Raw genomic sequence first — 14,537 nt, 5'->3', positions numbered from 1 at the left:
CATGGCCACTATGCGAACGGAACATGAAACCTTCTTTACGAAAAACCAACGAACGGTGCAGGGCGGTGGTGCGTGTCCTGCAACATGTTCGTCATGGCGGTATGCCGGTGGGAATCAGAAGCGCTCACCGGGCCAGCCGAATTTGAGCTGGTCCATGCAGTCACGATCATGTTCGGAGAATGAGAACCCGATCTGGATGCCGTTCACTACCGTGCCGAACACCGTCGACTCGTCCAGACTATGCCCGGACGGGACGGAAAGGACGTTGAAGTCGGGGTAGCGACGACCCATCTGCCTTCGCGAGATGCAGGCGCCGCCCAGCGACAGCGTGATGCCTTTGATGATTCGCCCCGACGCATCGGTGTAGATCTGGCCAGAAGGCCCCTTGATCCTCCCAGCGACCACGAATGGCGCCAGATCGATGGTGGCGCTGTCGCCCCGGCCCATTCTTGCTTCCGAACGCGAGCCGACCGGGACCAGAGGTGATAGCTGCGCGACAAGGTCAGAGCGTGACAGCTGCAAGGACCAGCGCTCCACCAGCCGCCATGTTGCATCCGCCTCATCCGCACTGGCAGCAGGTGGGGTGGCCGCCAGTGGCGGGGTGGCGACCACAAGAAGCGCACTCAGCAATGCACGCATGCCAACCTCCTTGATCCGCGATTCCGGCCGTTCATCCATCGGGCTCAGCGAGCGTTGGCAGGTATAGCACCGGTTCTGCCGATGTATCGGGCAATGCGTCCCGAAAATGCAGAAACAAAAAAGGGGCCGGATCCCCCTCGCAAGCGAAGGTTCACCGGCCCCGCGCACTCCGTGGGGGAGGCGGTCCACGCGTTGCGTGGAGGCGGGCTCAACCCATGTACAGGCCACCGTTGACCGGATAGTCGGCGCCGGTCACGTACGAGGCTTCGTCCGAAGCCAGCCACGCGCACAGGCCGGCCACTTCCTCGGGGCGGCCGAGGCGGCGCACCGGCACCGACGCGGCCAGCCGGTCCAGCACGTCCGGCGGGAAGCTGCTGATCGCCTGGCTGGCGATGTAGCCCGGCGACAGCGTGTTGACGGTGACCCCGCGCGAGGCCACTTCCGCCGCCAGCGCACGGCTGAAGCCATGCATCGCGGCCTTGGCGGTGGCGTAGTTCACCTGCCCGATCTGGCCCTTGTGGGCACTGACCGAACCGATGTTGATGATGCGGCCCCAGCCGCGCGTGGCCATGCCGTCGACCACCTGCTTGGTCAGGTTGAACAGCGAATTGAGGTTGGAGGCGATCACCGCGTTCCAGTCCTCCACCGTCATCTGCCGGAACAGCAGGTCGCGGCTGCCGCCGGAGTTGTTGACCAGTACATCCACTTCACCGACTTCGGCGCGCACCTTGGCGAACGCGGCGCTGGTCGAGGCCCAGTCGGTCGCGTTGCCTTCGGAGGCGATGAAGTCGAAGCCCTGTTCGCGCTGCTCGCGCAGCCAGTTGGCCTTGCGCGGCGAGTTCGGCGCGCAGCCGGCAACCACGGTGTGGCCGCTGCGGGCCAGGCTCTGGCAGATGGCAGTACCGACACTGCCCATGCCGCTGGTGACGTAAGCGATTCGAAGCGTCATTGCAGAAGGCTCCTGGGTAAGGGGTCAGGCGGCGAGGGGATACAGGCCGAACAGCAGGCTGCCGATCATCAGCAGCATCGAGATGGCGATGGCCCACTTCAGGGTGAACTTCTGGTGGTCGGCGAATTCGACCTTGGCCAGGCCCACCAGCAGGTAGGTGGACGGCACCAGCGGGCTGAGCAGGTGCACCGGCTGGCCGGCCAGCGAGGCGCGCGCCATTTCCACCGGGGTGATGCCGTAGTTGCCGGCGGCCTCTGACAGGATCGGCAGCACGCCGAAGTAGAACGCGTCGTTGGACATGAAGAAGGTGAACGGCATCGATGCCACGGCCGTGATCACCGCCAGGTACGGGCCCCAGGATTCCGGAATCACCGCCAGGAAGCTGTGCGACATCGCTTCGACCATGCCGGTGTTGTTGAGGATGCCGGTGAAGATGCCTGCGGCGAAGATCAGCGACACCACCGACAGCACGTTGCCGGCGTGGTTGACCACGCGGCGGCGCTGCTCGGCCAGGTTCGGGTAGTTGATCACCAGCGCGATGGCGAAGCCGACCATGAACAGCACCGGCATCGGCAGCACGCCGATGATCAGCGCGGTCATCAGTGCCACGGTCAGGGCCAGGTTGACCCACAGCAGCTTCGGACGCTTGATGTCTTCGGCGTCTTCCACGGTCGGCAGCGGGTTGCTGTCGTCGGACACGCTGTTGTCCATCCAGCTGCCGCCCTTGGGCAGGGTCACCACGCCGAGGCGACGGCGTTCCTTCAGGCCCAGGTACCAGGCCAGCAGCAGCACGCCGGCACAGGCGATCACCATCGACGGGATCAGCGGCACGAACACATCGGCCGGGTCCACGTGCAGCGCGGTGGCCGCGCGTGCGGTCGGGCCGCCCCACGGGGTCAGGTTCATCACGCCGCCGGCGAGGATGGTCACGCAGGTCATGTTCAGCGCGTTCATGCCCAGCCGCTGGTACAGCGGCAGCATCGCCGAGACGGTGATCATGTAGGTCGTCGAGCCATCACCATCGAGCGAGATCAGCATCGCCAGCACGGCGGTGCCGAGCACGATCTTCATCGGATCGCCCTTGACGAAGCGCAGGATGATCCGCACCAGCGGATCGAACAGGCCGGCATCGATCATGACCCCGAAGTAGAGGATGGCGAACATCAGCATCACGCCGGTCGGCGCGATCTTCTTGATGCCCTCCAGCATCATCTCGTCGAGGCCGGCGCCGAAGCCACCGATCAGCGCGAACAGGATGGGGATGGTGATCAGGGCGACGAGCGGCGACAGGCGCTTGCTCATGATCAAGTACATGAACGTAATGACCATGCCAAAGCCGAGGATGCTCAGCATCATCTGCGGACTCCTTGCAAAAACAGGATGTGGGGGAGTGGAAGGGGCCCGGGCGACGTGCCCGGGATGTGGGGCTTAGAAGTCGTACTGCAGGCGTCCGGTGACCGCGCGCGTGCGGTCCACCGTGACCCCGGCCAGGCGGTCGCGGTTGCGGCTTTCGATCACGTTGAGCATGAAGCGCAGGTTGTCGCGCAGGTACCAGTTGCCACCCAGCGTCCACGCTTCGGTGCTACCGCGGCGCAGGTCCGGAGCGCCATCAAGGTGCTGCGCGCCCCACATCTGGTCGTAGCGCAGCGCCACTTCGAAGGCACCGGCCTTGTGGCGGATGTCCTTCACCCGCGCGAAGCGGCCGGTCTTGCGGTCATAGGCGCGGCTTTCGCCGGTGACGAACCAGCTGAGCATGCCGTAGGCGGCCATCACGTCGCCGCGCTGGGCGCCGTCATCGAAGGTGGCGCCACTGAACTCGCCCTGCCACGACAGCGGGCCGCGCACCTGCGCGTATTCCAGCGACCACTTGTTGACGTCGGTATCGCGGCCGGCGGAGAAGTCGACCAGGGTCAGGCGGCTTTCGTCGGACAGGTGGCCGGCCGGGCGTGGTCGGATCTTCAGGCCGGGGGTGCCATTGGCGCCGGGGTTGTCGTAGGCCTCGCGGGCCAGCGACAGGCCCAGGTGCAGCACGTCACCGTCGCTGGGCGAGGGCGCCCAGGTGACGCGACCACCCGCCGCGCGGCCCTTCACCTGCCACGCGTCGATGCTCTCCAGGCTGTAGAGGCTGGCCGCCCAGGTGAAGTCACCCGGGTTGGCCTGCCAGGACGCACCCAGGCGGTACAGCGGCGCCAGCGTGGTGCCGGCGTTGCCGCGCTCCAGGAAGCTGCCGTAGTTGGAGCTGGTGCGGTCATCCAGCGAGAAGTACTGCTTGAACTGGCCCACGGTCAGCTTGCCGGCCTTGCCGAAGCTGCGTGCCAGGTAGACGTCCTTGGCCTCGACGCGGTCGCCGGAGAAGTCGGCCTCCAGCTTGTAGTCGACCACGAAGAACTTGCCCGACACGTCCAGCCAGGCACGGCGGATCTCGGTGTCGTCCTTGTTCGGGGTGCCGCGGTTGTCGTTGTCGAAGGTGGCGAAGTCCAGGTGCAGGCGGCCACCGAGGGTGGCGGTGACCGGACGGTCGTCTTCAGCGGCAAAGGCCGGCGCCGACAGGGCGGCCAGCGCCATCATGGCGGCAGGACGCCGCCAGGCAAACGTGAATTCCACAAACCCTCCCAGGTGCGCGCCAGGCGCGCGGCAATCGTGGGCACCGGACGGTGCGCGGCCGCAGTCTGGGTCGGGCAAGCTGTCATCGTCCTGTCAACGGATTGTGCGGTGCAGCGAAAAGCGGGCCGCTGCGCTCGCCATGCCATGCCCGGCGAGCGCGGAGGCAGCATGCGGTAGCATTCGGTTCCCCTCCCGCCCGTGTGCCCATGCGCCTGCTGCTGGTCGAAGACAATCCGGATCTGGCCGATGCGATCATCCGCCGGATGCGCCGCAGCGGGCACGCCGTGGACTGGCAGGCCGATGGACTGGCCGCCGCCAGCGTGCTGCGTTACCAGAGCTTCGACCTGGTGGTGCTGGATATCGGCCTGCCCAAGCTCGATGGCCTGCGCGTGCTGGCTGGCATGCGCGAGCGCGGTGACAGCACGCCAGTGTTGATGTTGACCGCGCGTGATGGCATCGAAGATCGCGTGCAGGCGCTGGATGTGGGGGCCGACGACTATCTGGGCAAGCCGTTCGATTTCCGCGAGTTCGAAGCGCGCTGCCGCGTGCTGCTGCGGCGTGCGCGAGGCCAGGCCAGCGAAGTGGTGCAGATCGGCGGCTTCCAGTTCGACAACGCTGCGCACCGGGTCAGCCTCGACGGCGAACCGATCGAACTGCCCAACCGCGAGTACCGCCTGCTGGAGATCCTGGTCGGCCGTCTCGGCCAGGTGGTCGGCAAGGACGAGATCGGCAACGGCCTGTTCGGCTTCGATGACGAAGCGGGCCCGAATGCCATCGAGTTGTACGTTGGCCGCCTGAGAAAGAAGCTGGCCGGCGCGCCGCTGCGCATCACCACGGTGCGCGGCGTCGGCTACCTGTTGGAAGCCAGCGATACCCATGCCGACGCCGATGGCTGACGCGCGCGCTGCCACTGCCGCCCCGGGTTCGCTGCGGCGCACGCTGCTGCTCTACCTCGGCGTGCTGCTGGCGGTGTTCGCAGTGGCCCTGCTGTTTGCCGCGCGCGATTATGGCCAGCGCGCCGCCAACCGATCCTACGATCACCTGCTGGTGTCCTCGGCGCTGTCCATTGCCGATTCGGTGGCCCTGGTCGATGGCCAGTGGCAGGTCGATCTGCCGTATGCGGCGCTGGACCTGCTGGCGATGGCGCCGGAAGACCGCGTGTTCTACCGGGTGGCCGACAACCGAGGCAACCTGATCACCGGCTACGGCGACCTGCCGGCACCGCCGCGCCGGCCCGGCACGCAGCCGCAGTTGTTCGACGCCCCCTACAGCGGCGAGACCGTGCGCTTCGTGGTGGTCGGCCGCAGCTTCGCCGCCGCCTCGGCGCAGGGCGAGGTACAGGTCCAGGTTGGCCAGACCCGGCGTGCACGGGAAGCCGTCGCGCAGGACATGGTCAATCGCGCGCTGTTGGCGATCGGTGTGTTGTCCGGGCTGCTGCTGGCGCTGGTGGCGTTCGGCGTGCATCGCGCATTCCGGCCGCTGGTGCGGGTGGAGCGCGAGCTGTCGCGACGGGAACCGTCCGACCTGAAGCCGCTGGATGCCCGCGTGCCGCGTGAGATGGACCAGATGGTGGCCGCGTTGAATCGCTTCATGGAACGCCTGTCCAGCAGCAACGAGACACTGCGCGCGTTCATGGCCGAGGCCGCACACCAGATGCGTACGCCGTTGGCGGCATTGCGTGCACAGGCGCAGTTGGCGCTGGACGACGACGACCCGGAGGACATGCGACGCAGCCTGCAGGCGATCGAGCGTAACGCCACCCACATGAGCCGGCTGCTCAACCAGCTGCTCAGCGATGCCAGCGTGATCCATCGTTCGCACCTGCAGCGCTTTGCGGCGGTGGACCTGGCCGAGACCGTGCACCAGGCCCTGCATGAAGCGCTGCCGCAGGCCGGCCCGGCGCCGCGCGTGCAGCTGGCGATGACCGCCGAACCTGTGCAGGTGCACGGCGATGCACTGCTGCTGCGCGAGGCGATCAAGAATCTGGTCGACAACGCATTGAAGTATGGCGGCGACGGCCCGTTGCAGATCGCCCTGACCGTGGAAGGCGGGCAGGCCGTGCTGACCATCGCCGACCATGGCGCCGGCATCGCGGCCGCCGATGCCGAGCGCGTATTCGAACGTTTCGCGCGTGGCGAAGGCGCGCCATCCGGCGGTGCCGGGCTGGGCCTGGCCATCGTCAAGCGCGTGGTCGACAGCCATGGCGGCCGCATCGACCTCAGCAACCGCCCGCAGGGCGGGCTGATCGCCACCATCCGCCTGCCACGGAGCAGTTCATGATCCGCCTGTTCGCCACGGCCGTTGCCCTGCTGCTGGCCCTGCCGGTGCTGGCCGCACCGGGCGATGTGCGCCGTTTCCCTGCGCAGGGAGCCGCCACCGAGCAGCTGCGCATCCACGGCACCACCGACATCGAAGTGTTCGCGGTGGTCATCGCCGACTACCAGCGCATGCACCCGGGCACTGAGGTGGTGTACGAGGACATCATCACCCAGGACCTGTACGCGCGGTACCTGCACGACCGCGTCGGGCCGGCATCGCCGGACCTGCTGATCTCCAGTGGCATGGACCTGCAGACCAAGCTGGTCAACGATGGCCATGCGCTGCCGCACCGTTCGGCGCAGACCGCTGCGTTGCCGGCCTGGGCACAGTGGCGCAACGAGGCGTTCGGCATCAGCTATGAGCCGGTGGTGATGGTCTACAACACCCGTGCGATGCCTTCGGCAAAGGTGCCGCACACGCGCCGCCAGCTGCTCGACCGGCTGCGTGCTGAAGGTGCACCGCTACGCGGAAAGGTGGGCACCTATGACATTGAGCGCAGCAGTGTCGGCTACCTGCTGGCAACCCAGGATGCGCAGCGCGGCAGCATTGCCGGCGCGCTGCTGGGGGCGCTCGGCGACAACGACGTGGTGCGCGAAGAGCGCACCGGCGTGCTGCTGGACAAGGTGGCCAGCGGCGAGTTGTCGCTGGTCTACAACGTGCTCGGCTCCTATGCGCAGGCACGTGTCGATGCCGGCGCGCCACTGGCCATCGTCGAGCCCGAGGACTACACGCTGGTGGTGCTGCGCACCGCGGTGATCCCCCGCACCGGCCCACACCCGGAAGAAGCGCGGCGCTTCCTCGATTACCTGCTGTCGCCGCGTGGCCAGCAGGTGCTGTCGCGTGAGGCGCGGCTGATGCCGATCGTGACCGGCAACGCACGTGGCGACGATGCGCCCGGCCGCAGCCGGCGTCCGATCCAGCTCGGCCCGGGTCTGCTGGTGTACCTGGACGCGCTCAAGCGCCGCCAGTTCCTCGACGCCTGGCGCAGCAGCGTCGAGCCGGCGGGGCGCTGAGGCTCCGGCCTGCCCGTACAATGGCGGCATGAGCGAATACACCATCCTGATCGCCGATGACCATCCGCTGCTGCGCTCGGCGGTGGTGCAGTCCTTGCGGCAGAGCCTGCCGCTGGCGCAGGTGCGCGAGGTCGCCAGCGCCGATGCGCTGGCCGAAGCCCTCGACGCGCACCCGGATGTGGACCTGGTGCTGCTCGACCTGACGATGCCTGGTGCGCACGGTTTTTCCGCGCTGCTGCACGTGCGTGGCTCGCATCCGGACATCCCGGTGGTGATCCTCTCGTCCAACGACCACCCGCGGGTGATCCGCCGCGCGCAGCAGTTCGGCGCGGCCGGTTTCATCCCGAAGTCGGCCCCGGCCGAGACCATCGGCGAGGCCGTGCAGGCGGTGCTCGATGGTGGCCTGTGGTTCCCGGCGATGGCCGCCGAGCGTTCGGAGGCCGACGCGCTGCTGGCCAGCCGCCTGGCCCAACTGACCCCGCAGCAGTTCCGCGTGCTGCTGTGCCTGGCCGATGGCCTGCTCAACAAGCAGATTGCTTATACGCTGGGGTTGGCCGAGAACACGGTGAAGGTGCATGTCACCGCCATCCTGAAAAAACTCGAGTGCCATAGCCGAACGCAGGCGGCGGTGCTGGTGAAGGCGCTGGAGCCTGAGGGCGACGCGGGCATCGGGTTGTAGTTTCCAGCCAACGGCGCAGCCCCTCGTGGGTGGACACGTAGAGTAGTTCATGAGTGAGGCCGGGCAGGTGGACTGCGCAGGGGCCGCTGCAAGTACGTCCATGTAAGCTCGGTCGCCGCATCCATGCGGCTCACGCCCCTGCGCAGCCCACCTGCCCGGCCACGGACAGGTTCCGTGCGCATCCATCCACGGAAGAGAAAAGAAGATCAAAAGCAAAGGCAGCCTGGCAGGCTGCCTTTTGTAGAGCCGAGCCCACGCTCGGCTGCTTTGCGGCCGGTCCGCGAAGCCGAGCATGGGCTCGGCTTTACACGAGCAAGCGCAGCGCGCGATCCGCTTTTGATCTTCTTTTTCTTCTCCGTGGGTGGCAGGCCACCGAAATCTGTCAGAGGCCGGTCGGGTTGGGTTCGCGGGGGTGTCAGCCGCATGGATGCGGCTGCCAAGCCTCCAGGGATGGATTCACGGCGTCCCCCGCGCACCCAACCCGACCGGCCCACCCACGGCTTTTGCTTTTCACGAGCAACCAGACACCACCCACAGGAGGGGCTGTGCCGTTGGCTGGAATCACCCGCGATGCCGGACCAGCAACTGACTCATCAGCGCCCGCAGCGCCGGCGGCTTCACTGGCTTGGCCATCATTCCCCAGCCACGCTCGGCGGCCATCTCACGCAATCCCGCATCGCGTTCGGCGGTGACCAGCACCACTGGCGGGCGTGCCTGCCACAGCTCCGCCAACGTCTCATACAGCACCGGGCCGTGGTGATCGCCCATGCGTACATCCAGCAGCACCAACTCCGGCACGGTTGCTGCACTGGCCAACTGCAGCGCCGCCTGCGGGCCATCGGCCAGAAGCACCTCGCAGCCCCAGCGCTCCAGCAGCGCGCGGCTGGCGGCGCAGACGTGCGGGTCGTCGTCGATCACCCACACCCGGCGCCCGCGCAGCGGATTGTCCGCGGCCGGTTCCTGCACCAGTACCGGCGCGGGTGCAGAGGCGGGAATCGCGCTGGCTTCACCGAATGGCACGCCTACGGCGAACACGCTGCCCTGGCCCAGCTGCGAGCGCAGCCGGATCGGATGCCCCAGCAGGCGGCCGATGCGGTCGACAATGGCCAGGCCAAGGCCGGCGCCGCGCTGCTGCCCGTCGTGCAGGCGGCGGAACTCCTCGAAGATCTCGCCCTGCAACGCGTCGGGAATGCCGGGGCCCTGATCGTGCACTTCGATCCACAGCATGCCTTCGCGGCGACGGCAGCCGAGCAGCACGCGGCCGCGCTCGCTGTAGCGCAGTGCATTGGACAGGAAGTTCTGCAGGATGCGCCGCAGCAGCGCTTCATCGCTGACCACCACCGCATCGGTATCGACCCAGTCCACCACCAGCCCGCGCGACTGTGCGGCGATGCCGAACTCACGCGCCAGCGTCTGCAGCAGCGGCCCCAGCCGGAATGCCTGCACGCGGGTCGGCAGGCTGCCCGATTCCAGCCGGGCAATATCCAGCAGGCTGTTGAGGATCGCGTCCTGCGCGGCCAGTGCAGCGTCGATGTGGTCGCTGGTCTGCTGCTGCGCCGGGTCGCTGAGCTTGCCGCGCAGCACCGAGACGAACATGCGCGCCGCATTGAGCGGTTGCAGCAGGTCGTGCACCGCCGAGGCCACGAAGCGGGTCTTGTAGCGGTTGGCCTGTTCGGCTTCGCGGCGTGCTTCGTCCAGGTCGTGGGTCCGTTCGGCGATGCGGTGTTCCAGCGCATCGGCCAGCGAGCGCAGTTCACGCGCAGCGTTCTTGTAGCTGGTGATGTCGGCATAGCTGGTAACGAAGCCGCCATCGGGCAAGGGGTTGCCACGGATTTCCAGCACCGTGCCGTCGTCCTTTTCGCTCTCGCGCATGTGCGGGCGGCCGCTGCGCAGGTGGTTCAGGCGGCGCTCGATGGCCTCGTCCACCGGGCCGGGACCGAGCAGGCCACGGCGTGCGTTGAAGCGGAACAGTTCCTCGATCGGCCGGCCCACGCGCACCAGGTCCAGCGGGAAACGGAACAGTTCCAGGTAGCGCGAATTCCATGCGACCAGGCGCAGTTCGCGGTCGATCACCACCACGCCCTGGGGCAGGTGTTCGAGGCTGCGGCTGAGGCCGCTGTCGGCATCGGTGGCGGCCTGCAGCAGGCCATCCTGTGCGGTGCGCAGTTCCTGTGCATGCTGCTTGAGCAGCGTCTCCAGCTCGCGGCGGCTGCGCAGGCGATGCTTGGCCAGGCGCCGGCGCTGCTGCACGAACAGCACCAGGAAGCCCAGTGCCAGCCACGCGGCACCGCCGGTGAGTGCCGCCGCGCGACCGGCCGCGGTGGCGGCACTGGCGTCGTGCAGCAGGTGCAGGTTCCAGCCTTCGGCGGGCAGCGGCAGGCTCTGCCACAGCATCGGCTGCGGCAGTGCCGGATCCAGCAGGCGCACCATGCGGCCGCCGTCGGCCAGCACGTCTTCGGTGCGTGCGCGCAGCGGTTGCAATGTGCGGTCGGCGTACTGGCGGGCGTCCAGCATCTCGCGGCGTTCATCGGTGCCCAGCGGGCGCAGCAGCCGGTAGCGCCAGCTGTCACGGTTGGCCAGGAACACCACGTCGTGGTCGTCGCTGGCCAGCACCACGTCGGGGCTGCTCAGCCATTCCTGTTCCAGCGCGGACAGCTCCACCTTGATCACCACCACACCCAGCCGCTTTCCGTCTTCTTCGATGGCCTGTGAAAGGTAATAGCCGGGCACGCCGGTGGTCATGCCGATGCCGTAGAAGCGGCCACGGCCCTGCGCCAGCGCCTGGCGGTAGTAGGGGCGGTAGCTGTAGTTCTCGCCGACGTTGGTGGTCGGCTGGTCCCAGTTGCTGGCCGCCACCGCCACGCCGTCGTGGCCGACCAGGGTCAGGGTCGAGGCACGGGTGACTTCATTGGCGCGTTGCAGCTTGAGGTTCAGCCGCTGCCGTTCGCTGGGCGAGGGCGGCACGCGCAGCGCGTGCAGAAGATCCGGGTCCAGCGCCAGCACCTGCGGCAAGGTACCGAAGCGGTCGATGCGCTGTTGCAGGCCCTGGCCATACAGCTGCAGCTGGCGTTGCACCTGGCTGCTTTCGTCGCCGAGCGCGCGCCGCCAGGCGTAGTGGCCAGCGGCGACCGCGCACAGCATGGTGCCACCGACCATCACCAGGATGGTCAGCAACAGCATCCGGTGGCGGCTGAGCCAGTACATGGCGGCAGTCTACGCAGGGCCGGCGGGCGTGGCGTGCACGCCCGCCGGGGTCTGACGTGGAAGGGGTCAGAAGTGCATCTGCGCGCGCAGTTCGAAGATCTCCGGCGTGCTGTGCACGCCACGACGGCTGGCGTCGACCTTCACGTAGTTGGCCTGGAACTTGAAGTGGCTGGTCAGGTACCAGTTCGCACCCAGGGTGAGGTCGTGCTGGCGGCCACCCAGGATGTCGCCATCGTCGAGGTCCAGGCGGCTGTAGCGCGCCACCAGTTCGACCGCACCGTAGTTGTGCGCCGGCTTGATGTTGGCCACCGCGCCGGCGTTGTACGGGCGCGACTCACCGGTCAGCACCCAGCTGGCCATCGCGTACTGGCCGCTGCCGGTGAAGTCGGGTTTGCCGTCATGGCGGGTGACCGTGGCGCGCAGCGCTTCGGCCTGCAGCGAGAACGGGCCGCGGATCCAGATGCCTTCCAGGCCGGTGCGGCGGATCTGGTCAGCGGTGACCAGCGCACCGGAATCGACGTAGCGGATGTCGGTCAGGCCGGCTTCCGGGCGCGCGCGCAGGCGGGCGCTGGCCTCGTGGTGCACGTCGCGGCCATCGCTGTAGCCACGCGGGTTTTCCTGCGAGTAGGCCAGGCCCAGGTGGATCACATCACCCGGTGCCTTCACCGGCGTCCACACCGCACGCACGGCCTGGGTGGTGCCGGGGTTGTCGCCCTGCAGGTCCTTGCCGCCATAGGCGCCGGCCTGCAGCAGGTACTGCGGGCGCTCCAGCACCCACTCCACACCGGTGCGGCGGCCTTCGTAGAAGGCCTGCACCGGCAGCGAGGTTTCCAGGAAGCTGCCGGCACGCGAAGAGGTGTTCGCATCCAGGCCGACCGGGGTCTTCATGTAGCCGAAGCGGAAGCGGCCGACGTCACGGCCGAAGAAGGCCTTGCTCTCGAAGCGCACGAACACGTCCAGCCAGGTGTCGGCCTGGAAGTCGTAGTAGACCATCGCATCGTAGACGCCCTTCTTTTTCAGCGTCGCGCCGAATTCCTTGCGGCGCACGGCATCGTCGTCCTCAAGGCCACTGGCCGAGGAGAAGTCGTTGTAGTCGTAGGCGATGTTGGCGGTGGCCGCCAGCTCGGTGCCATCGCCGAAGGTGTACTTGGTCGGCCAGTTGTCGAAATCGGCGGCCGAGGCGAAGGCGGGAAGGGCGGCCAGCGACAGGGCCAGCAAGGTGGGATTCGGGCGCATGTTGGGTGCGGCTCTCTCAGATTGCGTGTGGACAGGACATCAACGGCCGCAAGGGCCGGAACTTTCGCAAAGACATGCCCAGCCGTTCAGCTCGGGCCACCAGCCTCCCCAGGATCGGGCGGTGCGGCGCCAGTGTAGGCACCTGTGCCACCTGAACCGGGGGGCTAGTACCAATAGGTTATCTGCGCCGGCGTGCCTGGCGCGTACAAAGGCGTCCATTGGTCGCACCCCCTGTGCGTGCTGCACAGGGCCTGCGATCAGTTTCCACGGTAACGGTTCCCGTGCAGTCCCGGGGCCGTACGTGCCTGAAAACGCCCCTTCCGGAGTCCGCCATGCACATCCCGACCGCAGCACCGGTGCCTGCAAAGCCGTTGCCGATCTATCGCCAGCTGTACTTCCAGGTGATCGTGGCGATCGTCCTGGGCGCCATCCTCGGCCATTACGAGCCGCTGGTCGGCGAGAAGATGAAGCCGCTCGGCGATGCCTTCATCAACCTGGTGAAGATGATCATCGCGCCGGTGATCTTCCTGACCATCGTCACCGGCATTGCCAGCATGACCCACCTGCGCACGGTGGGCCGGGTGTTCGCCAAGGCGATGGCGTACTTCCTGTTCTTCTCCACGCTGGCACTGATCGTCGGCATGATCGTGGCGCACGTGGTGCAGCCCGGCGCCGGCATGAACATCAACCCGGCCGAGCTGGACCAGACCGCGGTGCACAGCTACGTCGAGAAGTCGCACGACCTGACCCTGGTCGGCTTCCTGATGGACATCATTCCGAAGACGCTGCTCAGCGCCTTCGTCGATGGCAACATCCTGCAGGTGCTGTTCGTGGCCGTGCTGTTCGGCATCGCGCTGGCGATGGTGGGCGAGAAGGGCAAGCCGGTGCTGAACTTCCTGGAGGCGCTGGTCGCCCCGGTGTTCAAGCTGGTGCACATCCTGATGAAGGCCGCCCCGATCGGCGCCTTTGGTGCGATCGCCTTCACCATCGGCAAGTACGGCGTTGGTTCACTGATCAACCTGGCCTGGCTGGTCGGCTCGTTCTACCTCACCGCCTTCCTGTTCGTGGCGGTGATCCTCGGTGTGGTCTGCCGCCTGTGCGGCTTCTCGGTCTTCAAGCTGGCGCGCTACCTGAAGGCCGAACTGCTTTTGGTGCTGGGCACCTCCTCGTCGGAGTCGGCACTGCCGTCGCTGATGGAGAAGATGGAGCGTGCCGGTTGCAGCAAGTCGGTGGTGGGCCTGGTGGTCCCGACCGGCTACTCGTTCAACCTGGACGGCACCAACATCTACATGACCCTGGCGGCGCTGTTCATCGCCCAGGCCACCAACACCGAACTGACCCTGGGCCACCAGATCGCCCTGCTGCTGGTCGCCATGCTCAGCTCCAAGGGCGCGGCCGGCGTCACCGGTGCCGGCTTCATCACCCTGGCCGCCACCCTGGCGGTGGTGCCGGAAGTGCCGGTGGCCGGCATGGCGCTGATCCTGGGCGTGGACCGCTTCATGAGCGAGTGCCGCTCGCTGACCAACTTCATCGGCAATGCCGTGGCCACCGTGGTGGTCTCGCGCTGGGAAGGCGCGCTGGACCGCAACCGCCTGAAGCTGGCGCTGGATGGCCGCGAAAGCGAACTGCCGCCGCCGGTCGATGCGCTGCCCGAGGCACTGCCGGCCAAGGGCTGATCCAGGTGTGTGGTACCGCGGGGCCGGTCACGACAGTGGTACGGCCCCGCGGCGTTTCAGGGCGTCCCATGGCTGTCATGGGCAGCGCCGAAGCTGGTGTCGCGGTACCGTCGCATACGGCACGGAATTGTGCGGTCGCAGCATGCCTGCGACAGGATAGCGACAGGTCCAGACGCTCCAACGGGGGTATCATCCCCTGTCCCTTCTGCCCATTCATG

Annotated in this window: 11 protein-coding genes; 5 read left to right on the top strand and 6 right to left on the bottom strand. The window is 67.4% G+C overall.

The features are described 5' to 3' along the window. Positions 1-114 precede the first annotated feature (114 nt). The 4 genes from EGM71_RS17200 to EGM71_RS17185 form a co-directional block, all read right to left on the bottom strand. A complete protein-coding gene (locus EGM71_RS17200) occupies positions 115-639 on the bottom strand; it encodes a hypothetical protein (RefSeq protein WP_188485926.1) in 525 nt (174 codons plus the stop codon). 208 nt (positions 640-847) lie between these two features. Next, positions 848-1,588, bottom strand: a complete 741-nt coding sequence (gene phbB, locus EGM71_RS17195; RefSeq protein WP_012481221.1) for an acetoacetyl-CoA reductase — start codon at positions 1,586-1,588, stop codon at positions 848-850. Between the two features lie 24 nt (positions 1,589-1,612). After that, positions 1,613-2,941: a CitMHS family transporter gene (locus EGM71_RS17190; RefSeq protein WP_188489877.1), complete on the bottom strand. Its 1,329-nt coding sequence runs from the start codon at positions 2,939-2,941 to the stop codon at positions 1,613-1,615. Between the two features lie 75 nt (positions 2,942-3,016). Continuing rightward, entirely contained in the window at positions 3,017-4,156 is a 1,140-nt protein-coding gene (locus EGM71_RS17185) for an OprO/OprP family phosphate-selective porin (protein WP_188489875.1), read from the bottom strand. A gap of 242 nt (positions 4,157-4,398) precedes the next feature. Between EGM71_RS17185 and EGM71_RS17180 the strand changes: the two genes are divergently transcribed. The 4 genes from EGM71_RS17180 to EGM71_RS17165 are packed head-to-tail and all read left to right on the top strand — an operon-like array spanning position 4,399 to position 8,203. Next, positions 4,399-5,088 carry a response regulator transcription factor gene (locus EGM71_RS17180; protein WP_005419188.1) on the top strand — a complete coding sequence of 230 codons (690 nt, stop codon included), beginning with the start codon at positions 4,399-4,401 and terminating at the stop codon, positions 5,086-5,088. Beyond that, a complete protein-coding gene (locus EGM71_RS17175) occupies positions 5,081-6,472 on the top strand; it encodes a sensor histidine kinase (protein ID WP_188485924.1) in 1,392 nt (463 codons plus the stop codon). The genes EGM71_RS17180 and EGM71_RS17175 overlap by 8 nt, the downstream gene beginning before the upstream one ends. Further along, positions 6,469-7,524 (top strand): ABC transporter substrate-binding protein, encoded by a 1,056-nt coding sequence (locus EGM71_RS17170; protein WP_188485923.1) that lies wholly within the window; start codon positions 6,469-6,471, stop codon positions 7,522-7,524. The genes EGM71_RS17175 and EGM71_RS17170 overlap by 4 nt, the downstream gene beginning before the upstream one ends. A gap of 28 nt (positions 7,525-7,552) precedes the next feature. Beyond that, a complete protein-coding gene (locus EGM71_RS17165) occupies positions 7,553-8,203 on the top strand; it encodes a response regulator (RefSeq protein WP_005410976.1) in 651 nt (216 codons plus the stop codon). A 561-nt stretch (positions 8,204-8,764) separates the two neighbouring features. On the opposite strand, the gene EGM71_RS17160 is transcribed toward EGM71_RS17165, so the two are convergent. Together EGM71_RS17160 and EGM71_RS17155 are read right to left on the bottom strand one after the other, a co-directional pair. Beyond that, positions 8,765-11,407 (bottom strand): hybrid sensor histidine kinase/response regulator, encoded by a 2,643-nt coding sequence (locus tag EGM71_RS17160; RefSeq protein ID WP_188485921.1) that lies wholly within the window; start codon positions 11,405-11,407, stop codon positions 8,765-8,767. Positions 11,408-11,473: 66 nt separating this feature from the next. Next, positions 11,474-12,643 (bottom strand): OprO/OprP family phosphate-selective porin, encoded by a 1,170-nt coding sequence (locus tag EGM71_RS17155; RefSeq protein ID WP_072167603.1) that lies wholly within the window; start codon positions 12,641-12,643, stop codon positions 11,474-11,476. A 332-nt stretch (positions 12,644-12,975) separates the two neighbouring features. Here EGM71_RS17155 and EGM71_RS17150 point away from each other — a divergent pair, with 332 nt between their 5' ends. Further along, the gene (locus EGM71_RS17150; protein ID WP_188485919.1) at positions 12,976-14,319 is read left to right on the top strand and encodes a dicarboxylate/amino acid:cation symporter; all 1,344 of its coding nucleotides are present in this window, start codon (positions 12,976-12,978) and stop codon (positions 14,317-14,319) included. Positions 14,320-14,537: the final 218 nt, after the last annotated feature.

This window comes from Stenotrophomonas maltophilia (assembly GCF_006970445.1).
In the GTDB taxonomy this organism is placed as follows: Bacteria; Pseudomonadota; Gammaproteobacteria; order Xanthomonadales; family Xanthomonadaceae; genus Stenotrophomonas; species Stenotrophomonas maltophilia_AU.
This window is presented reverse-complemented; position numbering and strand designations above follow the sequence as displayed.

Coding starts and splice junctions, on each gene's coding strand:
- EGM71_RS17160 (WP_188485921.1), bottom strand. CDS start 11,407: ATGTACTGGCTCAGCCGCCACCGGATGCTGTTGCTGACCATCCTGGTG.
- EGM71_RS17150 (WP_188485919.1), top strand. CDS start 12,976: ATGCACATCCCGACCGCAGCACCGGTGCCTGCAAAGCCGTTGCCGATC.
- EGM71_RS17200 (WP_188485926.1), bottom strand. CDS start 639: ATGCGTGCATTGCTGAGTGCGCTTCTTGTGGTCGCCACCCCGCCACTG.
- EGM71_RS17170 (WP_188485923.1), top strand. CDS start 6,469: ATGATCCGCCTGTTCGCCACGGCCGTTGCCCTGCTGCTGGCCCTGCCG.
- EGM71_RS17175 (WP_188485924.1), top strand. CDS start 5,081: ATGGCTGACGCGCGCGCTGCCACTGCCGCCCCGGGTTCGCTGCGGCGC.
- EGM71_RS17185 (WP_188489875.1), bottom strand. CDS start 4,156: ATGATGGCGCTGGCCGCCCTGTCGGCGCCGGCCTTTGCCGCTGAAGAC.
- phbB (WP_012481221.1), bottom strand. CDS start 1,588: ATGACGCTTCGAATCGCTTACGTCACCAGCGGCATGGGCAGTGTCGGT.
- EGM71_RS17180 (WP_005419188.1), top strand. CDS start 4,399: ATGCGCCTGCTGCTGGTCGAAGACAATCCGGATCTGGCCGATGCGATC.
- EGM71_RS17155 (WP_072167603.1), bottom strand. CDS start 12,643: ATGCGCCCGAATCCCACCTTGCTGGCCCTGTCGCTGGCCGCCCTTCCC.
- EGM71_RS17190 (WP_188489877.1), bottom strand. CDS start 2,941: ATGCTGAGCATCCTCGGCTTTGGCATGGTCATTACGTTCATGTACTTG.
- EGM71_RS17165 (WP_005410976.1), top strand. CDS start 7,553: ATGAGCGAATACACCATCCTGATCGCCGATGACCATCCGCTGCTGCGC.